Annotated in this window: 24 protein-coding genes; 14 read left to right on the top strand and 10 right to left on the bottom strand. The window is 63.4% G+C overall.

From position 1 onward, the window contains the following. Nucleotides 1–175: 175 nt before the first annotated feature. The 4 genes from mnmG to hemJ all read right to left on the bottom strand — a co-directional run bounded on the left by mnmG (nt 176) and on the right by hemJ (nt 5,749). The gene (gene mnmG / locus JWQ24_RS23810; protein WP_299813405.1) at nt 176–2,050 is read right to left on the bottom strand and encodes a tRNA uridine-5-carboxymethylaminomethyl(34) synthesis enzyme MnmG; all 1,875 of its coding nucleotides are present in this window, start codon (nt 2,048–2,050) and stop codon (nt 176–178) included. 234 nt (nt 2,051–2,284) lie between these two features. Continuing rightward, entirely contained in the window at nt 2,285–3,634 is a 1,350-nt protein-coding gene (gene mnmE / locus JWQ24_RS23805) for a tRNA uridine-5-carboxymethylaminomethyl(34) synthesis GTPase MnmE (protein WP_299813403.1), read from the bottom strand. Nucleotides 3,635–3,791: 157 nt separating this feature from the next. Next, entirely contained in the window at nt 3,792–5,057 is a 1,266-nt protein-coding gene (gene rho / locus JWQ24_RS23800; RefSeq protein ID WP_299813401.1) for a transcription termination factor Rho, read from the bottom strand. Nucleotides 5,058–5,326: 269 nt separating this feature from the next. Beyond that, nucleotides 5,327–5,749 (bottom strand): protoporphyrinogen oxidase HemJ, encoded by a 423-nt coding sequence (gene hemJ, locus JWQ24_RS23795; RefSeq protein WP_299813399.1) that lies wholly within the window; start codon nt 5,747–5,749, stop codon nt 5,327–5,329. 474 nt (nt 5,750–6,223) lie between these two features. Between hemJ and JWQ24_RS23790 the strand changes: the two genes are divergently transcribed. From JWQ24_RS23790 to dnaQ, 4 genes are read left to right on the top strand one after another with little or no spacing between them, the layout of a single operon-like run. Then, nucleotides 6,224–7,063 (top strand): pyruvate, water dikinase regulatory protein, encoded by an 840-nt coding sequence (locus JWQ24_RS23790; RefSeq protein WP_299813409.1) that lies wholly within the window; start codon nt 6,224–6,226, stop codon nt 7,061–7,063. Then, complete coding sequence (locus tag JWQ24_RS23785; RefSeq protein ID WP_299813397.1) at nt 7,060–7,668, top strand: Maf family protein; 609 nt, start codon at nt 7,060–7,062, stop codon at nt 7,666–7,668. Before JWQ24_RS23790 ends, JWQ24_RS23785 begins: the two co-directional genes overlap by 4 nt. Before the next feature lie 14 nt (nt 7,669–7,682). After that, nucleotides 7,683–8,282 carry a dephospho-CoA kinase gene (gene coaE / locus JWQ24_RS23780; protein WP_299813396.1) on the top strand — a complete coding sequence of 200 codons (600 nt, stop codon included), beginning with the start codon at nt 7,683–7,685 and terminating at the stop codon, nt 8,280–8,282. Nucleotides 8,283–8,302: 20 nt separating this feature from the next. Continuing rightward, nucleotides 8,303–8,995, top strand: coding sequence for a DNA polymerase III subunit epsilon (gene dnaQ / locus JWQ24_RS23775; protein ID WP_299813394.1), 693 nt, complete (start codon nt 8,303–8,305; stop codon nt 8,993–8,995). Nucleotides 8,996–9,131: 136 nt separating this feature from the next. Here dnaQ and secB read toward each other — a convergent pair whose 3' ends face one another. Beyond that, a complete protein-coding gene (secB, locus tag JWQ24_RS23770; RefSeq protein WP_299813392.1) occupies nt 9,132–9,614 on the bottom strand; it encodes a protein-export chaperone SecB in 483 nt (160 codons plus the stop codon). Nucleotides 9,615–10,041: 427 nt separating this feature from the next. On the opposite strand from secB, the gene JWQ24_RS23765 reads away from it, so the two are divergent. From JWQ24_RS23765 to JWQ24_RS23755, 3 genes are read left to right on the top strand one after another with little or no spacing between them, the layout of a single operon-like run. Then, on the top strand, nt 10,042–10,740 hold the full coding sequence (locus JWQ24_RS23765) for a Tim44/TimA family putative adaptor protein (protein ID WP_299813390.1): 699 nt from the start codon (nt 10,042–10,044) through the stop codon (nt 10,738–10,740). Further along, a complete protein-coding gene (locus JWQ24_RS23760) occupies nt 10,631–12,277 on the top strand; it encodes an MltA domain-containing protein (protein ID WP_299813388.1) in 1,647 nt (548 codons plus the stop codon). Before JWQ24_RS23765 ends, JWQ24_RS23760 begins: the two co-directional genes overlap by 110 nt. Further along, the gene (locus tag JWQ24_RS23755) at nt 12,274–12,870 is read left to right on the top strand and encodes a Smr/MutS family protein (RefSeq protein WP_299813387.1); all 597 of its coding nucleotides are present in this window, start codon (nt 12,274–12,276) and stop codon (nt 12,868–12,870) included. The genes JWQ24_RS23760 and JWQ24_RS23755 overlap by 4 nt, the downstream gene beginning before the upstream one ends. Before the next feature lie 163 nt (nt 12,871–13,033). Here the strand turns inward: JWQ24_RS23755 and hslU are convergent, their stop codons facing one another. Both hslU and hslV read right to left on the bottom strand, forming a co-directional pair. Continuing rightward, nucleotides 13,034–14,335 carry an ATP-dependent protease ATPase subunit HslU gene (hslU, locus tag JWQ24_RS23750; protein WP_299813385.1) on the bottom strand — a complete coding sequence of 434 codons (1,302 nt, stop codon included), beginning with the start codon at nt 14,333–14,335 and terminating at the stop codon, nt 13,034–13,036. 157 nt (nt 14,336–14,492) lie between these two features. Continuing rightward, entirely contained in the window at nt 14,493–15,065 is a 573-nt protein-coding gene (hslV, locus tag JWQ24_RS23745) for an ATP-dependent protease subunit HslV (protein ID WP_299813383.1), read from the bottom strand. A 177-nt stretch (nt 15,066–15,242) separates the two neighbouring features. Between hslV and hisB the strand changes: the two genes are divergently transcribed. The 7 genes from hisB (at nt 15,243) to coaA (ending at nt 20,099) form a co-directional block, all read left to right on the top strand. Further along, nucleotides 15,243–15,836 (top strand): imidazoleglycerol-phosphate dehydratase HisB, encoded by a 594-nt coding sequence (gene hisB / locus JWQ24_RS23740; RefSeq protein ID WP_299813381.1) that lies wholly within the window; start codon nt 15,243–15,245, stop codon nt 15,834–15,836. Nucleotides 15,837–15,860: 24 nt separating this feature from the next. Next, nucleotides 15,861–16,403 (top strand): DUF2628 domain-containing protein, encoded by a 543-nt coding sequence (locus JWQ24_RS23735; RefSeq protein ID WP_299813379.1) that lies wholly within the window; start codon nt 15,861–15,863, stop codon nt 16,401–16,403. Next, nucleotides 16,400–17,050, top strand: coding sequence for an imidazole glycerol phosphate synthase subunit HisH (hisH, locus tag JWQ24_RS23730; protein WP_299813377.1), 651 nt, complete (start codon nt 16,400–16,402; stop codon nt 17,048–17,050). The genes JWQ24_RS23735 and hisH overlap by 4 nt, the downstream gene beginning before the upstream one ends. Nucleotides 17,051–17,211: 161 nt before the next feature. Next, nucleotides 17,212–17,952 (top strand): 1-(5-phosphoribosyl)-5-[(5-phosphoribosylamino)methylideneamino]imidazole-4-carboxamide isomerase, encoded by a 741-nt coding sequence (gene hisA / locus JWQ24_RS23725; protein WP_299813407.1) that lies wholly within the window; start codon nt 17,212–17,214, stop codon nt 17,950–17,952. A gap of 8 nt (nt 17,953–17,960) precedes the next feature. Further along, nucleotides 17,961–18,737 (top strand): imidazole glycerol phosphate synthase subunit HisF, encoded by a 777-nt coding sequence (hisF, locus tag JWQ24_RS23720; RefSeq protein ID WP_299813375.1) that lies wholly within the window; start codon nt 17,961–17,963, stop codon nt 18,735–18,737. Nucleotides 18,738–18,790: 53 nt separating this feature from the next. Further along, complete coding sequence (locus JWQ24_RS23715) at nt 18,791–19,114, top strand: phosphoribosyl-ATP diphosphatase (RefSeq protein ID WP_299813373.1); 324 nt, start codon at nt 18,791–18,793, stop codon at nt 19,112–19,114. Between the two features lie 31 nt (nt 19,115–19,145). After that, the gene (gene coaA, locus JWQ24_RS23710; protein WP_299813371.1) at nt 19,146–20,099 is read left to right on the top strand and encodes a type I pantothenate kinase; all 954 of its coding nucleotides are present in this window, start codon (nt 19,146–19,148) and stop codon (nt 20,097–20,099) included. 54 nt (nt 20,100–20,153) lie between these two features. Here the strand turns inward: coaA and JWQ24_RS23705 are convergent, their stop codons facing one another. The 3 genes from JWQ24_RS23705 to JWQ24_RS23695 form a co-directional block, all read right to left on the bottom strand. Further along, nucleotides 20,154–21,095 (bottom strand): GNAT family N-acyltransferase, encoded by a 942-nt coding sequence (locus JWQ24_RS23705; protein WP_299813369.1) that lies wholly within the window; start codon nt 21,093–21,095, stop codon nt 20,154–20,156. A gap of 116 nt (nt 21,096–21,211) precedes the next feature. Continuing rightward, nucleotides 21,212–23,464, bottom strand: coding sequence for a response regulator (locus tag JWQ24_RS23700; RefSeq protein ID WP_299813367.1), 2,253 nt, complete (start codon nt 23,462–23,464; stop codon nt 21,212–21,214). Nucleotides 23,465–23,620: 156 nt separating this feature from the next. Then, entirely contained in the window at nt 23,621–24,088 is a 468-nt protein-coding gene (locus tag JWQ24_RS23695; protein ID WP_299813365.1) for a hypothetical protein, read from the bottom strand. Nucleotides 24,089–24,090 lie beyond the last annotated feature (2 nt).

Raw genomic sequence — 24,090 nt, 5'->3', positions numbered from 1 at the left:
CGGGAGAGGGAGTCTCGCACACACTTGGGCGGTGTATCTCGAGAAAGCCAAAGAAAGGATGCTAGTCGCCGCACCGGGCTCGGTACGCCCCCTCTCCCGCTTGCGGGGGAGGGTTGGGGTGGGGGTGTCTCAGCAGATGAGATCGCCATCGTGTCCCGTTTCACGTGAAACACCCTCACGCCGTCGCAACAGAGGTCTTCTTCCGCGCTTCGCGCCGCAAATAGGCGGCCAGGATACCGAGTGCAGCCGGTGTCAGGCCGTCCAGCCGGCCCGCCTGCCCCACCGTCCGCGGCCGTGCCGCTTCCAGCTTTGTGCGTGCCTCGTTGGAGAGTCCGGGCACATCGGAATAATCGACATTGCTGAGGATCAGGCCCTCGTCGCGCCTAAAACCATCGACGTCGGCGCTCTGGCGCTTCAGATAGACGTCGTATTTGGCGTCGATCTCCAAGTGCACCGCGATCGCTGGGTCAATGGCCGACAATTCCGGCCAGATCGCAGCAATCTCGGACCAGCCGACCTCAGGATAAGCCAGTAGTTCAAAGGCCGAGCGCCGGACGCCATCCCGGTTGAGCGCCAAGCCATGCTTGCCCGCTTCATTCGGGGTGATGGTGAGAGACCTGGTCAGCGCCTTTGCGCCATTCAGGGCCGCCATCTTGGCGCCGTGACGCAGCGAACGGGCCTGGCCGACGCAGCCCAAGGCGATACCCTTGTCGGTCAGGCGCTGGTCGGCATTGTCAGCCCGCAGCGTCAGGCGGTATTCGGCCCGCGACGTGAACATCCGGTATGGCTCGGTGATCCCGCGGGTGACGAGATCGTCGATCATCACGCCGAGATATCCGTCGGCGCGGTCGAACACGACCGTCTGCGCCCCGCTCGCCACCAGCGCTGCATTGAGCCCGGCAACCAGGCCCTGCGCCGCGGCCTCTTCATAGCCAGTGGTGCCGTTGATCTGCCCGGCCATGAACAGGCCCGGCATGCGCTTGGCCTGCAGGGTAGGATCGAGTTCACGGGGATCGACGTGATCGTATTCAATCGCATAGCCCGGACGGACCATCTTCACCCGCTCAAGGCCGGGGATCGTGGCGAGGATCGCCAGCTGCACCTCTTCCGGCAAGGAGGTCGAAATGCCGTTCGGATAGACCGTACTATCATCGAGGCCTTCCGGCTCCAGGAAGATCTGGTGGCCGTCGCGATCGCCGAAACGGACGATCTTATCCTCGATCGAGGGGCAATAGCGCGGCCCGGAACTCTTGATCTGGCCGGAATACATCGGCGAACGATGCACGTTGGCCCGGATGACGTCGTGCGTGGCCGGCATCGTCCGGGTGATGCCGCATTCGATCTGGCGGACCGTAATACGGTCGGTCATCGCCGAGAACGGCTCCGGCGGATTGTCGCCGGGCTGCATCTCGACGGAGGCCCAGTCGATCGTGGTGCCGTCGAGCCGTGGCGGCGTGCCGGTTTTCAAGCGGCCGAGCGTAAAACCGATGCGCTCGAACGCCTTCGAGAGACCGAGTGCCGGAGCTTCATCGACCCGGCCAGCCGGCCAACTCTTTTCGCCAAGATGGATAAGCCCGCGCAAAAACGTGCCGGTTGTGATGACCACCGCGCGAGCGGACAGTTCGCGGCCATCGGCGAGACGAATGCCGGTGACGCGACCATTGGAAGTCAGGAGATCGTCGGCCTCACCTTCGACCACGGTCAGATTGGGGGTCGCCAACATCGCGGCCTGCATCGCGGCGGCATAGAGCTTGCGGTCCGCCTGGGTACGCGGACCCCGGACGGCCGGGCCCTTCTTGCGGTTGAGCATCCGGAACTGAATCCCGGAAGCGTCCGCCACCTGCCCCATCAAGCCATCGAGTGCATCGACTTCGCGGACCAGATGGCCCTTGCCGAGCCCGCCGATCGCCGGATTGCAGGACATCGCACCAATAGTTGCGAAGTGGTGCGTCACCAGCGCCGTGCGCGCGCCCAGACGCGCGGAAGCCGCCGCGGCCTCACAGCCGGCGTGGCCTCCTCCGATAACGATGACGTCCCAAGCGTTTTGCATGGTGGGACTTTTAGCGCGGGATTTGAAGGTCGGAAAGCGGGAACTTCAGAGATGTTTCACGTGAAACAGCGATGGGATCACTTCAAGTGTTTCACGTGAAACAATGACGACCGCCACTGCGAGACCAAGCAATCCAGTCCTCGTTCTGTTTGACCGAATACATTGCTTGCTTCGCTCGCTACTGAGATGTTTCACGTGAAACAAAGAATTCCGTGTTTCACGTGAAACACCGCCCTACTTGCCTATGCAGAAATCTCTAAAGATTACGTCAAGAATATCTTCGACATCGACCCGGCCCAGCAACTGCCCGAGCCGGTGCGTTGCGACCCGCAAATCCTCGGCGATCAGTTCGGGATGCTCTAGCAGATCGACCGCGCGCCCTAAGGCATCGGCCGTCTGCCGCAGCAGGTCGCGATGCCGCGCACGGCTGATCAGCGAAGTTTCATCCGCAAAATGCGCGGCTGCGAACTGCGCCAGAGCCGTCACCAGCTCCGGAATGCCGCGTCCATTGGCGGCCGATATCGAATGGCACGGCCAGCTCGTCTCCGATCGGACCGCGCGGGTATCGACGACGACATCGACCTTGTTGTGAACGACCCAGAAACCATTCTGCCCCTCTGCCATCCATTGCCATAGCCCATCCTCTCCACCGGGCCCGGCCTGCGCATCGACCAGCCAGAGCCGAAGATCGGCCTCGGCCGCGCGAGCGCGGGCGCGGCGGACGCCTTCCTGCTCGACCGGATCGATGGCGTCGCGAAGGCCGGCGGTGTCGATCACCGTCACCGGATAACCCTCGAGATCAAGATGTAGCTCGATGACGTCGCGCGTGGTGCCCGCATGTGGCGAGACGATCGCGACTTCGCGGCGCGCCAGCTGGTTCAGCAGCGTGGACTTGCCGACATTCGGCGGGCCGGTGATGGCGACGACGAGGCCGTCGCGCAGCCGTTCGCTACGGCCTTCGACGGCGAGGACTTCCTCGATGTCGAGCAACAGCACCCGGATGCGCTCCAGCGCGGGCTCGATCAGTTCGGTCGGCACATCGGCTTCGTCGGAGAAATCGATACCCGCCTCGATCAAAGCGGAGGCTTCGATGATCTGGCGACGCCAGTCCCGTGCGCGGTCGCCGAGCAGACCCTTGAGCTGGCGCAACGCCTGGCGGCGCTGCCGGTCGGTGTCTGCATGGATCAGATCGTCGAGCCCCTCGGCTTCGGTGAGGTCGAGTTTGCCGTTCTCGAAAGCGCGGCGGGTGAATTCGCCTGGTTCGGCGGCCCGCACATGGTCGAATTTCACCAGCTCGGCGAACAATGCGGCCAGCACGGCGCGGCCACCATGGATGTGGAATTCAGCGACATCCTCGCCCGTCGCGCTGGCAGGTCCGGGGAACCACAACACCACGGCATCATCGATGGGTTCGCCGGAAGCATCGGTGAGCAGCGCGCGGGTTGCCAGACGCGGGACGGCAATTTTCTTCGCCAGCACGGCGAGGACGCGGCCGGCTTCGGGTCCGGACACCCGCACGATGGCGATGGCGGTCGGTGGCCGGCCGGAGGACAGGGCAAAAATGGTCTGATCGCGTGGATACATGGCCTATTTGCCGACGGGGTATTAAAAACGCAACCAAAACCCGGATGCCCAGAACCGTTGCTGCACCGATTGCTGCAATAAATCCCGCAACATCACCGCAGCAAAAAGGGCGCCCTGCTCGCGCAGGACGCCCTTGAAGCAAACCCGGCGTGCCGGATCAGGTGTTCATGGAATCGAAAAATTCCGAGTTGTTCTTGGTGTTGCGCAGCTTGTCGAGCAGGAAGTCGATCGCGTCCATCGTGCCCATCGGGTTGAGGATGCGGCGCAGCACGTACATCTTCTTGAGCAGCTGCGGATCGGTAATGAGCTCTTCCTTGCGAGTGCCGGATCGCGAGATGTCGATCGCCGGGAAGGTCCGCTTGTCGGACACCTTGCGATCGAGGATCAGCTCGGAGTTACCGGTGCCCTTGAACTCTTCGAAGATCACTTCGTCCATGCGCGAACCGGTATCGACCAGCGCGGTGGCGATGATGGTCAGCGAACCGCCCTCTTCGATGTTACGGGCGGCGCCGAAGAAACGCTTCGGGCGCTGCAGCGCATTGGCGTCGACACCGCCGGTCAGCACCTTGCCGGACGACGGCACGACGGTGTTGTAGGCGCGGCCAAGGCGGGTGATCGAATCCAGCAGAATCACGACGTCGCGGCCGTGTTCGACCAGGCGCTTGGCCTTCTCGATCACCATCTCGGCCACCTGGACGTGGCGCACGGCAGGTTCATCGAAGGTAGAGGAGACGACCTCGCCCTTCACCGAACGCTGCATGTCAGTGACTTCTTCCGGCCGCTCGTCGATCAAGAGAACGATGAGATAGCATTCCGGGTGATTGGCGGTGATCGAATGCGCGATGTTCTGCATCAGCACGGTCTTGCCGGTGCGCGGCGGTGCGACGATCAGCGCGCGCTGGCCCTTGCCGATCGGCGCCACGATGTCGATGACGCGGGCGGACAGATCGCGGCGGGTGGAATCTTCCAGCTCGAGACGGAAGCGCTGATCCGGGAACAGCGGGGTCAGGTTGTCAAAGTTGACCTTGTGCTTGGACTTTTCCGGATCCTCAAAATTGAGGGTGTTGACCTTGAGCAGCGCGAAATAGCGTTCGCCTTCTTTCGGGCTGCGGATGTGGCCTTCGATGGTGTCGCCGGTGCGCAGCCCGAAACGACGGATCTGCGATGGCGAGACGTAGATATCGTCCGGGCCCGGCAGGTAATTCGCATCCGGCGAGCGCAGGAAGCCGAAGCCGTCGGAGAGAACTTCAACGACGCCCTCCCCGATGATGTCGGTTTCCTTGATGGCCAGCTGCTTGAGGCTGGCGAACATCAGCTCCTGCTTGCGCATGGTGCTGGCGTTCTCGACCCCAAGCTCTTCCGCGAACGAGACGAGCTCGGCTGGCGTCTTGGCCTTGAGATCCTGAAGTTTCATTTCCCGCATTGGGAGGGTCCTGTGGAAGTCGGGGAGGGAGTGGGGTGCGAGGTGGCTGGAAGAGCGCGGACGCCGAAAAAAAAATCAGGAAAGTCCGCAGGTCTTCAGGAAGAAGTCTTGAGCAAGGAAGGTGCTGAAGAGGCTTCAAGCCTGATGTGGCGGCCGGCTAAAGACTAGACCGGAACGAATCCACATCGCCTGCGTGGGGTGGGAAACCACAACATATAAAATCCGACGGGTTCACGCAAGCGTCGCATATTTGCGCCTACTAGCGCGGCTCAGAACGGTTTGATGATCACCAGGATCACGATGAGAATCATCAGAACCGTTGGTACCTCATTGATAATACGATAGTATTTCGTACTTTTGGTGTTCCGGTCTTCGGCGAAGTCACGCACCCTGGCGCTCAGCATGCCGTGCACGGCCGACATCGCCAGCACCAGCGCCAGTTTGCCGTGAAACCAGCCCGCCGAGAACCAGTGCCCGGCCCATGCTAGGTACAGGCCAAGGATCCAGGTTACGGCCATCGCCGGATTGATGATCGCCTTGAGCAATCGACGTTCCATAATTTTGAACGTCTCGGATTGCTGCGATCCCCGGGGTGCATCGATGTGGTAGACGAACAACCGCGGCAGATACAGCATCCCGGCCATCCAAGAGATGACGGCGATCACATGCAGAGCTTTGGCCCATTCGTACATTGTCTAAACTTTTAATCGATTGGTAACGGTTGTGGTCGCATGGTCGCCCTTGGAACATTCGGTGAGATATCCATCTTGCAGCGACGACGGATAGAGACCCGATCGAGGCGATATCCGCAAGCAGTCCTTTCCTAAAACAATCTTTTTAGATTCTTAGGTTTGAGTCTGAGTAGCAGTGGATTAGGCCCACGCAACGCTGTCCCGTTTTATCCCCGGGCTATGCACAATGCGGCGCGATTTTCGTGCAGCCCCCTTGCATGCTGGAACGATAGACGCCGCAGCCGCTTCGACCCTCTTGCGGGTGGTTAACGGGGCGACAAATCCACATAACCCCAGTATCATTCCGGCAACCGCCGAAACGTTTCCGATTCATGAGGCCTGTGAAGAAGAATCCGAGTTATCCCGGGCTCGCCCAGGCGACCGCCGAAGACCCGGTATTACTCCACAGCGATCCACAGGACATACATGGCCATGGTGCCCACCGCTGGCAGCTATTTTCATCTGCACCTCGTTTCTGATTCGACCGGTGAGACCCTGATCACGGTGGCGCGCGCGGTTGCCGCGCAATACGCCAACGTTACTGCGGTTGAGCACGTCTATCCCCTGGTGCGCAGCCAGAAGCAGCTTGACCGTGTGCTGACCGAGATCGAGGAAGCGCCGGGCATCGTTCTCTTTACCTTGTTGGAGAAAGATCTGGTCGGTCGTCTCGAGGCCAAGTGCCAGGAGATCAATTCGCCCAGCCTGTCGATCATTGGTCCGGTGATGCAATTATTTCAGGCCTACCTCGGCGCTTCCACCACCGGCCGGGTCGGCGCGCAGCACACGCTCAATGCGGAATATTTCAAGCGCATTGACGCGCTGAATTATTCGATGATGCATGATGATGGCCAACACGTTGAGGGCCTCGAGGAAGCCGACGTGGTGTTGGTCGGCGTGTCGCGAACCTCGAAAACGCCAACCTCGATCTATCTTGCCAACCGCGGCGTGCGCACCGCCAACGTGCCGCTGGTGCCGGGAATTCCGATTCCGCCGCAGCTTGAAGTTCTGAAGAAGCCGCTGGTCGTCAGCTTGCATGCGACGCCGGAACGGTTGATCCAGATCCGGCAGAATCGCCTGCTCAGCCTCGGCGCCGATTCCGGCAACGAGGATTACATCGATCGGCAATCGGTCACCGAGGAAGTCACTTACGCGCGAAAACTCAGCGCGAAATATGGCTGGGCGCTGCTCGAAGTGACGCGTCGCTCGATTGAGGAAACCGCTGCCGCGATCATGAAGCTCCTGGCCGACCGGCAGCGCCAGAGGCTTGCCGAATGACGATCTGGCGCGGCCAACAGCCGCTGATCCTGGCGTCGCAAAGCGCGGCGCGAAAAATGCTCCTGACGAATGCCGGAATTTCTTTCGAGGCACTACCGGCGGATATCGACGAGCGCGAAATTCAGAACGGGTCGGGCCTCGTCTCGCCCGGCGAAATCGCGTCGTTGCTGGCCGAACGCAAGGCCGCGTTCGTCTCGCTGCGTCAGCCCGGTCGATACGTCGTCGGCGCCGACCAGACGCTGGCGCGCGGTGCGCGGCTGTTCAACAAGCCCGCTGGACGCACCGAGGCGGCGCAACAGCTGCGCGCGCTGGCCGGCCAGACCCATGAGCTGCATTCGGCGATCGCTGTCGTCTGCGACGGCGCTACGCTGTTCAGCCATGTCTCCGTGGCACATATGACGATGCGTGCGCTGGACGATGTCGCGATCGATGCCTATCTCGATGCGGCGGGCGAGGCTGTGACCACGAGTGTCGGCGCCTACCAGCTCGAAGGGCTCGGTGTGCACCTGTTCGAATTGATCGAGGGCGATCACTTCACCATTCTCGGTCTGCCGCTGTTGCCGCTGCTGAAATTTTTGCGCGGCGAAGAGATGATCGCGATCTGAATCATTGGGGTGTCATGCTTGTACTGGGACTGACCGGCTCGATCGGGATGGGCAAATCGACCACCGCGAAATTGTTCGCGGAGGCTGGCGTGCCGGTTTACGACGCGGATGCCACCGTGCACCGGATTTATGAAGGCGAAGCCGTGCCGCTGATCGAGGCAGCGTTTCCCGGCACTACCGCTGACGGCCGGGTCGATCGCGCGAAATTGTCCGCTCAGGTGGTCGGCAATGATGTGGCTATGAAGCGGCTCGAGCAGATCGTGCATCCGCTGCTCGGCGCCTATCACAAGAAGTTTCTCGACGATGCCGAACGCGCCGGCGCGCTGGTCGCCGTGGTCGATGTGCCCCTGCTCTATGAGACGTCAGGCGAAAAGCGCGTCGATGCCGTCGTCGTCGTCACCACCGATCCCGAACAGCAGCGCCGGCGCATCCTCGCGCGCGACAACATGACCCCGGAAAAGCTCGACGCTATCCTGGCGCGACAGTTGCCCGACGCCGAAAAGCGCAAGCGCGCGGATTTCGTGGTGGATACATCGCATGGACTGGAGCCGGTGCGGGCAAGGATCGGTGAAATTCTGGCCGAGGCTGCTAAGATGAAGCGACGGCGACCCTAATTCCCTAGATCGGCTCAAGCATGCGCGAAATCGTTCTCGATACGGAAACCACCGGCCTTGATCCCTTGCGCGGCGATAGGCTGGTCGAGATCGGCTGCGTCGAGATCTTCAATCGCATGCCGACCGGGCAGATCTACCACTGCCACATCAATCCGCAGCGCGACATGCCGTTGGAAGCCTTCAACGTTCACGGCCTGTCGGCCGAATTCCTGTCGACCAAGCCGCTGTTCCATGAAGTCGTCGATGCCTTTCTGGAATTCATCGGCGATGCGCCGTTGGTGATCCACAACGCGTCGTTCGACATAGGCTTCATCAATGCCGAACTAGACCGTATCAAGCGCCCGCCGATTCCGCGGGAGCGGCTGGTCGACACGTTGATGCTGGCGCGCCGCAAGCATCCTGGCGTGTCGAACCGGCTTGATGATCTGTGTTCGCGCTATTCGATCGACAATTCCCGCCGCACCAAGCACGGCGCGCTGCTGGATTCGGAATTGCTGGCCGAGGTCTATATCGACCTGATCGGGGCCCGGCAGTCGCAACTTATTCTGGCCGACGACGCCCCGGCGCAGCGCACCGGCGGTATCAACGATGCCCCTCGCCGCCAGCGGCCGACGCCGCTATTGCCTCGGGTCACGGAAGCAGACCGCACCGATCACCGCGCCTTCGTGGCAACGCTCGGCGACAAGCCGATCTGGAATGAGTTTTTCGGCTAGGCTGCCATTCCGGGGCGCAAGAGCGAAGCTCGAGCGAACCCGGAATCCCGAGATGGGACGATGAACATGTCGAGGTTCCGGGTCTGCACCCCGTCGGCTTCGCCGTCTGGATGCATCCCGGAATGACAGAGTTGGCTTAGTTCGCCTTGCCGGCTTCGGCCTGCGCCTGGCGTTCCATGTTGGAACGGTACAGGCCGACGAAATCCACCGGGTCCAGCATCAAGGGCGGGAAGCCGCCGTCGCGGACCGAGGTGGCGACGATCTCGCGGGCGAACGGGAACAGCAGCCGCGGGCACTCGATCATGATCAGGGGGTGCAGGTTTTCCGGCGGAACGTTGACGATCCGGAACACGCCCGCATAGGCCAGCTCGAAGCTGAACATCACCGAGCCGGCATTCTCGGCCTTGCCCTCGATCGACAGCACCACCTCGAACTCGGTTTCCGAGAGGTTGTTGGCGGCGACGTTGATCTGGATGTTGATGTTGGGCTGCTGCTCCTGCGGCTGCAGCGAGGCCGGGGCGTTCGGATTTTCGAACGACAGGTCCTTGGTGTACTGCGCCAGCACGTTGAGCTGCGGAGCGGGAGCCGCCTCGGGTGGGTTGCCATTGCCGTTGGTCATTGAATTTCTCCTGAAGGGCTGTTGGGCGAGGTGGGAACCGGCTCGGCAAATCGCCTGGCCAACGGTAAGTACCCGGTCGGGCGGAGTGGCTATCATAGGCTTGCGGCGTTCGACAAGGACGACCGTATCCGCCCCGGCTATCGGGCCGGCGATACCCCCGGGGCGCTAACGCCAAAAAGCCGTTCGCAATCGCACGCAAACACGTTAAACCATGCTCAGGCGACTTCCTGCGGTCGGGCGCCCGGAGCGCGGCCGCTTTGCCGCAGGCTGGAGCCGGTAAGCGCCATTGGACGGGCTCAATTTCGTGCCTACATGAAGCAGGTCCACTTCAACGTGACGCCTGCCGTTTTGGACGTTCCTCAGGACCGCCCGCGGGCGGGACATTCTCCGCCGGGTTAGTTCGGCGCCGTTTAGAAAGCGATGCGACGTGGATATTTACACCATTATCTTCCTGGCGCTGGCGGTCTTCATTTTCCTCCGCTTGCGTAACGTCTTGGGTCAGCGCACCGGCGAAGAGCGACCGCCCTTCGAGCGCGTGGCGCGCGATGCGGCCGGCGCACCAGACAAGAACGTCGTGCAGATGCCGGGCAGCGCCGTCGATCAGGAGACGCTTGCGCCGACCGTCGAGGTGACGCCCGGCGAACGCTGGAAGGGCATCGCCGAACCCGGCTCCCCGCTGGCGCAGGGCTTCGATGCCATCGTCGCGCAGGATTCCACCTTCGATCCCCGCCATTTCGTCACCGGCGCCAAGGGCGCCTATGAGATGATCGTGCTGGCCTTCGCCAATGGCGATCGCCGTGCCCTGAAGGATCTGGTGTCGCCGGAAGTGTTCGAAAGCTTCGACAGCGTGATCAAGGACCGCGACCAGAAGGAATGGAAGACCGAGACCCGCTTCGTCTCGATCGACAAGGCCGAGCTGACCACGGCCGAAGTGCGCGATCGCTCCGCTTCGGTTACCGTGCGCTTCGTCTCCCAGATGATTACGGTGACGCGCGACAAGACCGGCGCCATCGTCGATGGCAACGCGGAAGGGGTTTCCGATATCACCGACGTCTGGACATTCGCCCGCGACATCACCTCGCGCGATCCGAACTGGAAGCTGGTTGGCACCAACAGCGGCCAGTAAGGCCCCCCGATGGGCTGCGCTCTGCGTCCTCGCAGCAGCGTGCTGGCCCGCGTCCGCCTTGGCGCGGGTTGACCATTCCGGCCGAGACTGGCCGTTCGAGCTCGCCGGCGGCCAATATGCCCCGGTTGCTTTCAGCGACCTTGCCGGCTGGAGCGAGGACGATCACCTCGCCGCACTGAAGGCGTTTCGCGTCAGCTGCGGCCTGATCAATGGCCAGCGCACCCCTCCTCCCGACTCAAAAGCACTTGGCGGCTCGCTGCGCGAGCCCTGCTCTGCGGCCAGGGATTCGGAGATTTCCGACCCGGCCAAGGCGCGGGTGTTCTTCGAGAAGCATTTTCTGCCGTTGCGGGTGTCCAAGCTCGGCGACGATCAGGGCTTTGTCACCGGCTATTTCGAACCGATCCTCGAAGGCTCGCGCACCCGGACCGACGGCTATCCGGTGCCGGTCTATCGCCGCCCCTCGAACCTGTTCGTGCGAGGCCGGTCGCAGGCGAGCCCAAGCATGCCGAATGGCGGCGAAGTGTTTCGCAAGATCGGCCGCCGCAAGCTGGTGCCTTATTATGACCGCGGCCAGATCGAGGACGGCGCCATCGCCGGCCGCGGGCTCGAGATCGCCTGGCTGAAGAACCAGACAGACCTGCTGTTCACCCAGATCCAGGGCTCGGCGCGGATCCGGATGGAAGATGGCGGTATGGTGCGCATCAACTACGATTCGCATAACGGCTACTCCTACACGCCGGTCGGCCGCGCGTTGATCGAGCGCAACATCATCCCGCGCGAGCAGATGTCGATGCAGCGCATCCGGCAGTGGATGGAAGAGAACCCGGACGGCGCCAACGAACTGCGCCGTACCAACCGCTCCTACGTCTTCTTCCGCGAAGTACAGTTGCCGCCGGACGTCGAGGCGGTCGGTGCGCAGGGCGTGCCGCTGACGCCAGGCCGCTCGATCGCCGTCGACAAGGCGCTGCATGTCTATGGCACGCCGTTCTTCATCGAAGGCGAGTTGCCGATAGAAACCGAAATCTCGAAGACGCCGTTCCGCCGCCTGATGGTGGCGCAGGATACGGGATCTGCGATCGTCGGCCCGGCCCGCGCGGATATTTATTTTGGCGCCGGCGCATGGGCCGGCCAGGTCTCCGGGCGGATCAAGCAGGCCGCGCGCTTCGTGATGCTGGTGCCGAAGCGCCTCGATCCCGTCGAGGCGGGCCGCAGCCTGCCGCTGCCGGCGGCGCGACCGTCCGAGCACATCGCGAAACTGTTTCCGCAGGTCGAGCCCGTGAAGGAGCAGCCGAAGGAGGTTGCGAAGCCGGCGGAGGCCGCTGCCTTCATCGGACCACCTGCCCCGGCTGTCGCTGCGCCAGCCGCCGTAGCCGCAACGGTTGCGGCCGTTACCGCGGCGAAAGCGGTGCCGTTGCCGGAGGCGCGACCCGAGATCAAGTCGATCGTCGCGGCCAAGACGCGAGTCAAAGCGAGATCGCATCGCCGCGCTATAAGCCGCGCTCCTGAACAACGCGCATTTCGTTTTTTCTGGCAATGAAAGGCGTGCGTCGACCACCGCAACTGCCTGGTCCCGTCGTCTCGCGCCGCAAGCGCGCGCTGAGCGAGGAAGAGCGCCACCTGTGGGACAGCGTCGCCCAGCAAACCAGACCGCTGCGCAAGAAGCGCGTGGTGAAAGCAGCCGTGGTTGTTGAAACGCCCGTCGCGGAAAAGCCGGTGCCTGCCGCGAAGCCGCGGCGGCTTTCTGCCGCCCCCCCGTCAATCAAACCTGCTGCGCCGCCGGCCGTTCCGCCGCTGGCGCCGCTCGGCCGCCGCGAACGTTCGCAACTATCGCGCGGCAAGAAGGACATCGACGCCCGGCTCGACCTGCACGGTATGACGCAGACCCGCGCGCACGACGCGCTGCAGGCGTTCCTGCATCGCTGTCATTATGACGGCTGCACTTTCGTGCTGATCATCACCGGCAAGGGCCGAACGGTTGGTCCGGAATCCGAACGTGGCATCCTGCGCCGCCAAGTGCCGTTGTGGCTCGGCCTGCCGGAATTTCGCGGCTTCGTGGTGGGGTTCGAACAGGCGACCATCGGCCACGGCGGCGAAGGCGCGCTGTATGTGCGGATCAGGCGGGCAAGATAAGAGAGTTGTCATTCCGGGATGCACTTCAGTCGGCGAGGCCGGCTGGAGGGCAGACCCGGAATCCAGGGATGTTCAGCGATATAGAGATTCCCCGCCACTCCAATTGGAGTGGTTGAGGTTCGCTTGCAGCTAAAGTTGCTCGCGCCCCGGAATGACAACGGGACTACAAAATAAACCGGCTCAAATCCGTATTCTTCGCGAGATCGCCGACGTGCTTCTGCACGTAGTCTGCATCGACCCGGATGGTCTCGCCGTTCTTGTCGGGAGCCGCAAACGAGATCTCGTCGAGCACGCGTTCCATCACCGTCTGCAAGCGCCGCGCGCCGATATTCTCGACGGTCGAATTCACCGCCACCGCAACATCGGCCAACGCGTCGATCGCATCGTCGGCGAATTCCAGTGTCACGCCTTCGGTCGCAAGCAGTGCGACATACTGCTTGATCAATGACGCTTCCGGCTCGGTGAGAATGCGGCGCATGTCGTCGCGCGACAGCGCGTTGAGCTCGACGCGGATAGGCAGCCGGCCCTGCAATTCCGGCAGCAGGTCTGACGGCTTGGCGATGTGGAAGGCGCCTGATGCGATGAACAGGATGTGGTCGGTCTTCACCGCGCCGTGCTTGGTCGAGACCGTGGTGCCCTCGATCAGTGGCAGCAGGTCGCGCTGCACGCCCTCGCGCGACACGTCGCCACCGCTGCGGCCGTCGCGAACGCAAATCTTGTCGATCTCGTCGAGGAACACGATGCCGCTGTTCTCGACCACGCCGATCGCTTCCAGCGTCACCTGATCGTTGTCCAAGAGCTTGTCGGATTCTTCATTGACCAGCAGCTCATGCGAGGCTTCGACCGTGAGACGTCGCGTCTTGGTGCGCTGTCCCATCTTGCCGAAGATGTCGCCGATGTTGATGGCGCCCATCTGCGCGCCCGGCATGCCGGGGATTTCGAACATCGGCGCGCCCGCGGATGCCTGCGTCTCGATCTCGATTTCCTTGTCGTTCATCTCGCCGGCACGCAGCTTCTTGCGGAAGGATTCGCGGGTCGCCGGGCCGGCGCCCGGGCCGACCAGTGCATCGAGCACGCGTTCTTCGGCGGCTTGTTGCGCGCGGGCCTGCACGTCCTTGCGCTTGCGCTCGCGGGTCTGCGCGATGCCGACTTCGACGAGATCGCGGATGATCTGTTCGACATCGCGGCCGACATAGCCGACCTCGGTGAACTTGGTCGCCTCGACCTTGATGAACGGCGCACCGGCGAGCTTGGCCAGCCGTCGCGCGATCTCGGTCTTGCCGACGCCGGTGGGGCCGATCATCAAAATGTTCTTCGGCAGCACCTCGTCGCGCAGCGCGCCTGTGAGCTGCAGCCGCCGCCAGCGGTTGCGCAAGGCGATCGAGACGGCGCGCTTGGCGTCGTGCTGGCCAACGATGTAGCGGTCGAGTTCGCTGACGATTTCACGGGGAGAAAAGTCGGTCATCTCTTACTTCCTTCCCTCTCCCCTTGTGGGAGAGGGTGGCGCGGATGGAGTCCGCGACGGGTGAGGGGTTACCGGGCTCGGAGCTTGTGATTACCCCTCACCCGTCTGCGCTGCGCGCGGCCACCCTCTCCCACAAGGGGAGAGGGAAGAAAGCGCGCTACGACTCGATCGTTTCCAGCGTCACGTTGCGGTTGGTGTAGACGCAGATGTCGGCGGCGATATCGAGTGCGCGGCGGACGATGGTTTCGGCGTCCTTGTCGGTGTCGATCAAGGCCCGCGCCGCGGCCAGCGCGTAATTGCCGCCGGAGCCGATCGCCATCACGCCGGCTTCGGGCTCAAGCACGTCGCCGGTGCCGGTCAGCACCAAAGAGACGTCCTTGTCAGCGACGATCATCATCGCCTCCAGCCGGCGCAAATAACGGTCGGTGCGCCAGTCCTTGGCGAGTTCAACGGCGGCCCTCGTCAATTGGCCGGGATACTGCTCCAGCTTGGCCTCCAGCCGTTCGAACAGCGTAAAGGCGTCCGCGGTGGCGCCGGCAAAGCCGCCGATCACGTCGCCCCGGCCGAGCTTGCGGACCTTTTTGGCGTTGGATTTGATGACGGTCTGGCCGATCGAGACCTGGCCGTCGCCGCCGATGACGACGCGGCCGCCCTTGCGGACGGTCAGGATGGTCGTGCCGTGCCAGACCGGCGACGACCCGTCATGGGAAGCGGAATAGGATGCGTTCATGGGTCCCTCTTGAGCGCCTGATCTAGGCACTGGCCCCCCGCGTTGCAAATGCGGCCAAAGGCCCGGATTTCGCTCACCATAGGTGCAAGATCGGCTCCGAAATGCCCTCCGTGCGGTGGCGAAGCCGTCATGAGCCTGTTAAAAGGTCGCGTTTTCAGCAGGTGGAGAGTGCGTTTCATGCGCAAGGCGACGATCAAGCGCAAGACCAAGGAAACCGACATCGAGGTTTCCGTGAACCTCGACGGTACCGGGGTATCCAATTCGGTCACCGGCATCGGGTTCTTCGATCATATGCTGGACCTCCTGGCGCGGCATTCCCGCATCGACATCACCGTGAAGGCGGTCGGCGACCTGCACGTCGATTTCCACCACACCACAGAGGATGTCGGCATCGCGCTCGGACAAGCCGTCAAGCAGGCGCTCGGCGACATGGCCGGCATTACCCGCTACGCCTCTATTCACATGCCGATGGACGAGACCCTGACCCGGGTGGTGATCGACATCTCCGGCCGGCCGGTTCTGGTATTCAAATCGGCCTTCCCGACCCACAAGATCGGCGAATTCGACACCGAGCTGGTGCGCGAATGGTTCAACGCCTTTGCCGGTAATGCGGGCGTGACTTTGCACGTCGAGACCCTATATGGCGAGAACAGCCATCATATCGCCGAATCCTGCTTCAAGGGTCTGGCGCGGGCGCTGCGCGCCGCGGTCGCGATCGATCCGCGCAATGCCGGCGAAGTGCCATCCACCAAGGGTCAGCTCGGCGGCTGATTTAGCCATCGGCGGAGTTCTAAAATGCCCGTCTACACCATTCACGCGCCGCGGGCCCGGATTCACCATCAGGGCCCGGAGGCGCTCGTCGCGCCGGATCAGTTTCAGTTCGTGCGCGACGGATTCCATTTTTGGGCCTTTGCCGCAGGGCTGATCTGGCTGATCTGGCACCGGCTGTGGCTGGCGCTGCTCGGCTACCTCGTGCTGTCGGTCGTCGGCGAGGTCGGGCTGTCGATGCTGTCAGCTGGTCCGGGTACCCGGCTGGTCGTGATGTTGCTGTTCGCGCTGCTGATGGGCTTTGAGGCTGCCAGCCTGCGGCGCTGGACGCTGTCGCGGCGCAAGTGGCACCAGATCGATCTCGTCGTCGCCGATGACGAGGAATCTGCCGAACGCCGCTTCTTCGACCGCTGGACCGCCCGGCGCGATTTCTTGAACGACCCGGCGACCGTCGATCGCGGCGCACCGCCGCCGACCCGCCATGTCCCCGGCCAACCCTTCTCGCGCCCGCCATCCGGCTCGCGCGAGGAAATCATCGGCCTTTTTCCGCAACCGGGAGCGTCGCGTTGAGCGTTGCCATTATCGACTACGGCTCCGGCAATCTGCATTCGGCGGCGAAAGCCTTCGAGCGCGCCGCGCGGAGCATGGAACATCCTGAAAAGGTGATCGTCACCCGCGACCCCGAAGCGGTGTACCGCGCCGACCGCATCGTGCTGCCTGGCGTCGGCGCCTTCGCCGATTGCCGCAAGGGGCTGGACGCGCTGGACGGCATGGTCGAGGCGATGACCGAGGCGGTGCGCAACAAGGCGCGGCCGTTCTTCGGTATCTGCGTCGGCATGCAGCTGATGGCCACGCGCGGCAAGGAGCACGTCGTTACCGACGGGCTGAACTGGATCAGCGGCGACGTCGAGAAGATCACGCCGCGCGAAGAGAACTTCAAGATCCCGCATATGGGCTGGAATACGCTCGACATGGTCCGCGAGCACCCGGTGCTGGAGCGGCTGCCGCTTGGGCCGAAGGGGCGCCATGCCTATTTCGTGCACTCCTATCATCTGAATGCGATCAACGAGGCTGATATCCTGGCGCGCGCCGATTACGGCGGCCCGCTGACCGCGATCGTCGGCCGCGACACCATGATCGGCACCCAGTTTCATCCCGAGAAGAGCCAGCGCTTCGGGCTGGCTTTGATTTCCAATTTTCTGAAGTGGAAGCCGTGATGGCTTTCCAGGAAACGCATTCGGAAACCGTCACCCTGAGGTGCTGTCGCGTAGCGACAGCCTCAAAGGGCGGCGACGTAAGTTAAAACTCGCACCATCCTTCGAGGCTCGCCGCAAATGCGGCGAGCGCCTCAGGGTGACGACGGAGCATGTTGTACAAAGTGATTCTTTTTCCAGCCATCGATCTCAAGAACGGCCAGTGTGTTCGCCTCGAACAGGGCGACATGGCGCGCGCCACTGTGTTCAATCTCGATCCCGCAGCCCAGGCGCGTGACTTCGAGCGGCAGGGCTTCGAATATCTCCATGTCGTCGATCTCGATGGCGCTTTTGCCGGCAAGCCGGTCAATGCGCAGGCCGTGGAATCGATGCTGCAGACGGTCAAGATGCCGGTGCAGCTCGGCGGCGGCATCCGCGATCTCGCCACCATCGAAGCCTGGCTGTCGAAGGGCATCACCCGCGTTATCATCGGCACCGCCGCGGTGCGCGATCCTGCTCTGGTGAAAGAAGCCGCGAAGAAATTCCCCGGCCGCGTCGCCGTCGGCCTCGATGCCCGCGACGGTAACGTCGCGGTCGAAGGCTGGGCCGAGACCTCGACCGTCACCGCGCTGGAGATCGCGCAGCGTTTCGAGGATGCCGGCGTCGCCGCGATCATCTTCACCGACATCGCGCGCGACGGCCTGCTCAAGGGCCTCAACCTCGATGCTACCATCGAACTGGCGGAAGCCATTTCGATCCCCGTCATCGCCTCGGGCGGCTTCGCTTCGATCGACGACGTCCGTGCGCTGCTTGAGCCGCGTGCGAAAAAGCTTGCCGGTGCGATTTCCGGCCGTGCTTTGTATGACGGCCGGCTCGATCCGGCGGCGGCGCTTGCGCTGATCCAGTCCGCCCGCGCGGCGGCATAGGAACCATCATGTTCAAGATGCGCGTCATTCCCTGCCTCGACGTCAAGGACGGCCGCGTCGTCAAGGGCATCAATTTCGTCGACCTGCGCGACGCCGGCGATCCCGTCGAAGCCGCGATCGCCTATGACGCCGCGGGTGCCGACGAATTGTGCTTCCTCGATATCAACGCCACGCATGAAAACCGCGGCACCATGATGGACGTGGTGCGCCGCACCGCGGAGGCCTGCTTCATGCCGCTGACGGTCGGCGGCGGCGTCCGTACCACCGATGATATCAAGGCGCTGCTGCGCGCCGGAGCCGACAAGGTCTCGATCAATTCGGCGGCGGTCGCCAACCGCGAATTCGTGAAAGAGGCCGCGGAAAAGTTCGGCGACCAGTGCATCGTGGTGGCGATCGACGCCAAGCGCGTCACGCGCCCCGGCGGCGGCTCGCGCTGGGAAATCTTTACGCATGGCGGGCGCAAGGCAACCGGCATCGACGCCATCGAATTCGCGCAGGAAGTCGTGTCGCTCGGCGCCGGTGAAATTCTTTTGACCTCGATGGACCGCGACGGCACCCGCTCCGGCTTCGATATCCCGCTGACCCAGGCGGTGGCCGACAGCGTCAACGTGCCGGTGATCGCCTCGGGCGGCGTCGGTAATCTCGATCATCTCGTCGACGGCATCAAGAACGGCCACGCCACCGCCGTGTTGGCTGCATCGATCTTCCACTTCGGGGAGTTCACCATCCGGCAAGCCAAGGACCACATGGTCCGCGCCGGACTGCCGATGCGGCTCGACCCGTAACCGCAACTCTGTCAGGACTCCGCCCGGACAAGCTTGATATCAGAAGGCGCCGCATGGCCCGCTTTACGATCCACGATCTCGCCGCCACCATCGATGCCCGCGCCGCCGCGGCCAGCGAGGCGTCTTATACCAGCAAGCTGCTGGCCAAAGGCACTGCGCATTGCGCCAAGAAGTTCGGCGAGGAAGCGGTCGAGACCGTGATTGCCGCGGTCGCTGAAGACCGCGCGCATTTTATCAACGAAAGCGCCGACCTGCTGTTTCACCTGCTGGTGCTCTTGAAGTCGCGCGATGTCGCTCTCGACGAAGTCGAGGCGGCGCTCGGTGCGCGCACCAGGATGTCAGGCCTCGAAGAAAAAGCGTCGCGTTCAAGCGACTGATCCAGCCCAGCTAAACAACGGGAACTGCTTCATGGATATGCGGGCAGAGTTGCAATATAATCCCTACCGGACGTTCTCGCGCGAGCAATGGGCCGCCTTGCGCGATGATACGCCGATGACGCTGGACGCCGGCGAGATCGCCGCGTTGCGCTCGATGTATGACCGGCTCGACCTCAAGGAGGTCGAGGAAATCTATCTGCCGCTGTCGCGGTTGCTGTCGATCTACGTCACCGCCACCCAGCGATTGTACTATGCGCAGCGAAGATTCCTGGGCATCGAAGACCGCAAGATGCCCTACATCATTGGCGTCGCCGGCTCCGTCGCGGTCGGCAAGTCGACCACCGCGCGCGTGCTGCAGGCGCTGCTGGCGAGGTGGTCGCCGAAGCCGCGCGTCGATCTCGTCACCACCGACGGGTTTCTGTTTCCCAACGCCGTGCTCGAGCGCGATGGGCTGATGCAGAAGAAGGGCTTTCCGGAAAGCTACGATTTGCCGACGTTGCTGGCGTTCCTCAGTGACATCAAGGCGGGACGCTCGCCGGTTCGCGCGCCGCTGTATTCGCATCTCACTTACGACGTCATTCCGAACAAGTGGCAGGAAGTCGACCAGCCCGACATCCTGATCGTCGAAGGCGTCAACGTGCTGCAGACCGGCCGGCTGCCGCGTGACGGCAAGGCGGTGCCTGTGGTGTCTGACTTCTTCGACTTCTCGGTGTTCATCGATGCGGATGAGCCGGTACTGCGCGACTGGTACGTGCGGCGCTTCCTCGCGCTGCGCGACACCGCGTTCCACGATCCCCGTTCGTATTTCAACCGCTACGCGCTTTTGTCCGACGATGAGGCGACGGCGACGGCATTGGCGATCTGGGAGCGCACCAACCTCGCCAATCTCGAAGACAACATCCTGCCGACCCGGCCGCGTGCGACGCTGATCCTGAAAAAGGGCGCGGACCATGTGGTAGAGAACGTCGCGCTGCGAAGGCTCTGACTGTCATTCCGGGCTCGCTCGCAGCTTGCGCTGCTTCCGCCCCGGAATGACAGTTTACGCCCGCGCCTCCCCACCGAAATGCTCGATGTACTTCGCGCCGATCGCCGCCACCGGCATCACGATCAGCACGTCCGTCGTGCCGAACTGATAGTCGACCACCGCGCCGTCGCCGATCATCGCGCCGAGCCGCAGATAACCCTTGATCAGCGGCGGCAGCATCCGCAAGGCCGCCTTGGGGTCGACCGCTTCTTTCGCCATCCGGTTCATCTCGACGTAGCGCTCCGGATGCGCCGTTGCGCGCCAGGCATCGGGCGCGCGGGCGTGGTGGTGCAGGAACGACAGCGGTAGCGCCAGCCGGTCGGGATCGGTCCCCTCAAAGCTGGCGCAACCGATCATGACGTCGAAACGGTTCTGCTTCACGTAACTCCAGATACCCTGCCACAGCAGCTCGACGGTGCGCTTGTTGCGGTAGCGCGGCAGCACGCAGGAGCGGCCGAGTTCGAGGAAGCGCAGCTCGCGATGCCGATCGATCATGCCCGTCAGGTCGAATTCGTTCTCGGTATAGAAGCCGCCGTGTTTCATCGCGGTCTCGTGGCACAGCAGGCGGTAGGTGCCGACGACCGGCTGCCGCCCCGACAGCGTCGGCTTGGCGGCATGATCCACCACCAGCAGATGATCGCAGATTTTGTCGAACGCGTCCTTGTCGCGCCGCGCCAGCATCGTGGCGGCGTCGGCGATCGCGCTGCCGTCCTTGTAGAACACCTTGTAGCGCAGCTTCTGCGCGCGCTTCACGTCGCGCTTGTCCTGCGCAAGCCGAACTTCCAGCGGGCCCATTCGGCCCAGTGTAGCAGCCGGCACCGGGAAGCCATCTATCGTCTCGATGGGTAGCTGCGGTTTGAACCAGGTGATCGCCTGCTGCGCGGCCGCGCTCATGTTCTGGGGCCGCAGCATCTGCATGAAGCCGTGCCTGGGATGCGCTGAATGGTTGCCGTGCATGGCTGTTCCTCATTGCTGCGCCGAATCGGGTTTCGGCGCGGCTATCGGGCAACCAACATCATGCCGGCTGAACAGCCGTGTGACGGTGATATCAACGCCATGTGACAGCGGCCGGATCAGGCCGTGATGTGTCGCGCATGGGCGAGATCGGTCAGCGCGCTCGCCAGTTTTTCGCGATCGAGCGGCTTGACCAGAAAGCCGTCCACGCCAGCTTCGAAACAGGCGGTGCGGTCTTCGGCCAGCGTGTTGGCGGTCAGCGCCAGGATCGGCGTGCGCCTGAAGCGGCCGGCCTCGCGGGCGCGAATGGTTCTGGTGGTCTCTATGCCGTCGAGCTTGGGCATCTGGATGTCCATCAGCACCAGGTCATAGGGCGTGCCGGCGGATTCCGAGGCGAGCCAGGATTCCAGCGCCGCGAAGCCATTGGTGGTGATCACCACGCGGTGGCCGAGCCGCGTCAGCAGCGAGCGCATCAACAGCGCGTTGATCTCGTTGTCTTCAGCAACCAGGATCGACAGGCTTGAGGCCGCAGGCGGCGCGATCGGCGCTGTGGTTGCGTCGAGATCGTCCACGGCGAGCGCAGGCCCGCTCTCCGCCTGAAGCGTCAGCCGTGCGGCGAGCGAGGCGGCGCGCAGCGGCTTGACCAGAAAACCGGTAAAGGCGGTGGCCGCTGCCGGCCGCAATTCGTGACGCATGGCTGGTGTGAACATCACGATGCGTTGCGCGGCATGCGTCATGGCCAGGGCGGCGAGGCGTTCGACATCGAGCGCGCCGAGCGCGCGGTCGATCAGGATGGCGTGCCAGTCGCGTTCCGGCAGCAGCGCGTGGGCCGCAGCGATATCGGACACCGTACAGGTCTGCGCGCCCCAACGCTCCAGCCGTCGCGCGGTCAGCGACGCCTCGATGGTCTGCGGCGCGACCAGCATCACCGACTGTCCCGTCAGGTCCGGCGCGTCGAACGTCTTGGCGTCGTCGTCGTCGCTGGCGGCAAGCGGGATTGATACTTCAAACGTCGAGCCTGTGCCCGGCTCGCTCTGCAGCGTGATGCGGCCGCCCATCCGCTTGACGATGCGCTCGCTGATATTGAGGCCGAGCCCGGTGCCCCCATAGTTGCGCGCGGTGGACTCGTTGGCCTGCTCGAACTCGCGAAAGATGCGCAGCTTCGCCTCCGGCGCGATGCCGATGCCGGTGTCGCGCACCAGGAAGCTGATCTCGCCGGGCCAGATGCCAGGCTCGACGATCAGCGCGACGCCGCCGGTCGAAGTGAACTTGATGGCGTTGCCGGCGAGGTTGAGCAGCACCTGCCGCAGCCGCGCGGCATCACCGATCACCTGTAGTGGCAGCCGCTCATCGACATAGGCCGCAATCTCCAACTCGCGGGCCTGCGCACGTGGCGCCAGCAATTCGGTGATGTCCTCAATCAGGCCGGACAGCGCGAACGGCCGGTGTTCGAGGTCGATCTTGCCGGCCTCGATCTTGGAATAGTCCAGCAGTTCCTCGATCAGCGACAGCAGCGCATCGCCGGAGGTTTTCACGGCCTTGGCGTAGGTGGTCTGCTCCGGCGTCAGCGGCGTATCGAGCAGCAGTCCGCTCATGCCGATGATGCCGTTCAACGGCGTGCGGATCTCGTGCGAGGCCATCGCGAGGAAACGCGACTTGGCGCGGTTGGCGGCATTGGCGATGTCGCGGGCCTCAGAGAGCGCGCGTTCGGTCTGGGTGCGATCGGTGACGTCGCGGCCGACGCTCTGCAGCTCGGCGGGGTGCCCGGCATCGATGCGCACCAGGCCTTCGCGCCAGGCAATCCAGCGCGGTCCCGCCGCGGTGACGATCTTCTGGTCGTAGATGCTGGTGCCGTTCGGCTCGTTTGCGACGTCTCCCTGCTCAAGAATCTGTAGCTCAAAACGACTGCCGACCAGCTGTTCGCGCGATCGCTCCGCCAGGGTGCAATAGGCGTCATTGACGAAGCTGATGCAGCCTTCGGTGTCGCGGATCACGATCAGGTCGCCTTGCGACTCGAACAGGCTGCGGGCGCGCTCCTCGGCCTCCTTCAGCTCCCAGTTGCGATCGACCAGCGCTTCGTTGTGGACCGCCAGCTTGCGCATCCGCTTGGCCATGAAACGCATCCGCATGCTCAGGCTGGCCAAAGCCACGCAAGCCACCGCGAACAGAAAGCTGGCGCCGATGGCAAAGGCGTGCGGATCGTAGCCGGAATTTTCCGACCGGCTGCCGGCGATGAAACCATAGGCGCCGCCAAACGCGGCCGAGAACATCACGAACGAACGGATCGCGAAGCTCAGCCATGGGTGATGGCGAGCGAAGTGGCGCAAGCGTACCTTGATCCGGAAAAGCTTCACGACCACCCACCCCGACATTACCCGTCATTGCCCGCGCTGTGTGGGCAAGCGTCCCCGCGATCTGGGCGCGCGGGACATCGGGGAGCATGCGGGGATGTCGTTGCCAACTGTTTGCGAGCGCGTGACTTCGCGCCGCTCGATACAGACGTGGTTGATCAATCGTTAACGCCGGATTCAGAGCGCCGCCGCAACCATATGGGCATGGCCGCCGCGGGCGCCGACGATCAGGGCTGCGGCGTCGCGCGGCGTGAAGGTTCGGGATTTCACGAAGATCCGGTAGTCGGCATTGTCGTTGTCGGAGAGGTAGATCACCGGCGCTGCGGCCGAAGGCGAAGCCGAGATGGCGATGAAGCGCGTCGCGGCGGTGACGTCGCAGGCGCCGGCTTCCGTGCTGTCGATGTCATCGACCACGGCGAAGTCGGCGGCTTCGGCGGCATCGACGATCTGCACTCGCACCGTTGCGAGAACGGGATCGTCGGTGAAGCTGACATGAAGCTGCGCCTGCCATGGCGTCGGAGCGATCTGTACCGAGGCCTCGCCGGTCGAGATGCAGGGCCGGGTGCCCGGCACCAGCTCGCCGCGTGCGAAGAACGCGGCCAGCACCAGCGGAATCGTCGAAGCCAAAATCTTGAAACGCAACATGA

Source organism: Tardiphaga sp. (genome assembly GCF_028290495.1).
In the GTDB taxonomy this organism is placed as follows: domain Bacteria; phylum Pseudomonadota; class Alphaproteobacteria; order Rhizobiales; family Xanthobacteraceae; genus Tardiphaga.
Note: the sequence above shows the minus strand (reverse complement) of the source record. Positions and strands in the feature narration are given on the sequence as shown.

Excerpts from the sequence above, each read along its gene's own strand:
- mnmG (WP_299813405.1), bottom strand. The coding sequence starts at position 2,050 with ATGCAAAACGCTTGGGACGTCATCGTTATCGGAGGAGGCCACGCCGGC.
- mnmE (WP_299813403.1), bottom strand. The coding sequence starts at position 3,634 with ATGTATCCACGCGATCAGACCATTTTTGCCCTGTCCTCCGGCCGGCCA.
- rho (WP_299813401.1), bottom strand. The coding sequence starts at position 5,057 with ATGCGGGAAATGAAACTTCAGGATCTCAAGGCCAAGACGCCAGCCGAG.
- hemJ (WP_299813399.1), bottom strand. The coding sequence starts at position 5,749 with ATGTACGAATGGGCCAAAGCTCTGCATGTGATCGCCGTCATCTCTTGG.
- JWQ24_RS23785 (WP_299813397.1), top strand. The coding sequence starts at position 7,060 with ATGACGATCTGGCGCGGCCAACAGCCGCTGATCCTGGCGTCGCAAAGC.
- coaE (WP_299813396.1), top strand. The coding sequence starts at position 7,683 with ATGCTTGTACTGGGACTGACCGGCTCGATCGGGATGGGCAAATCGACC.
- dnaQ (WP_299813394.1), top strand. The coding sequence starts at position 8,303 with ATGCGCGAAATCGTTCTCGATACGGAAACCACCGGCCTTGATCCCTTG.
- secB (WP_299813392.1), bottom strand. The coding sequence starts at position 9,614 with ATGACCAACGGCAATGGCAACCCACCCGAGGCGGCTCCCGCTCCGCAG.
- JWQ24_RS23760 (WP_299813388.1), top strand. The coding sequence starts at position 10,631 with ATGGCAACGCGGAAGGGGTTTCCGATATCACCGACGTCTGGACATTCG.
- JWQ24_RS23755 (WP_299813387.1), top strand. The coding sequence starts at position 12,274 with ATGAAAGGCGTGCGTCGACCACCGCAACTGCCTGGTCCCGTCGTCTCG.
- hslU (WP_299813385.1), bottom strand. The coding sequence starts at position 14,335 with ATGACCGACTTTTCTCCCCGTGAAATCGTCAGCGAACTCGACCGCTAC.
- hslV (WP_299813383.1), bottom strand. The coding sequence starts at position 15,065 with ATGAACGCATCCTATTCCGCTTCCCATGACGGGTCGTCGCCGGTCTGG.
- hisB (WP_299813381.1), top strand. The coding sequence starts at position 15,243 with ATGCGCAAGGCGACGATCAAGCGCAAGACCAAGGAAACCGACATCGAG.
- JWQ24_RS23735 (WP_299813379.1), top strand. The coding sequence starts at position 15,861 with ATGCCCGTCTACACCATTCACGCGCCGCGGGCCCGGATTCACCATCAG.
- hisF (WP_299813375.1), top strand. The coding sequence starts at position 17,961 with ATGTTCAAGATGCGCGTCATTCCCTGCCTCGACGTCAAGGACGGCCGC.
- JWQ24_RS23715 (WP_299813373.1), top strand. The coding sequence starts at position 18,791 with ATGGCCCGCTTTACGATCCACGATCTCGCCGCCACCATCGATGCCCGC.
- coaA (WP_299813371.1), top strand. The coding sequence starts at position 19,146 with ATGGATATGCGGGCAGAGTTGCAATATAATCCCTACCGGACGTTCTCG.
- JWQ24_RS23705 (WP_299813369.1), bottom strand. The coding sequence starts at position 21,095 with ATGCACGGCAACCATTCAGCGCATCCCAGGCACGGCTTCATGCAGATG.
- JWQ24_RS23700 (WP_299813367.1), bottom strand. The coding sequence starts at position 23,464 with ATGTCGGGGTGGGTGGTCGTGAAGCTTTTCCGGATCAAGGTACGCTTG.
- JWQ24_RS23695 (WP_299813365.1), bottom strand. The coding sequence starts at position 24,088 with ATGTTGCGTTTCAAGATTTTGGCTTCGACGATTCCGCTGGTGCTGGCC.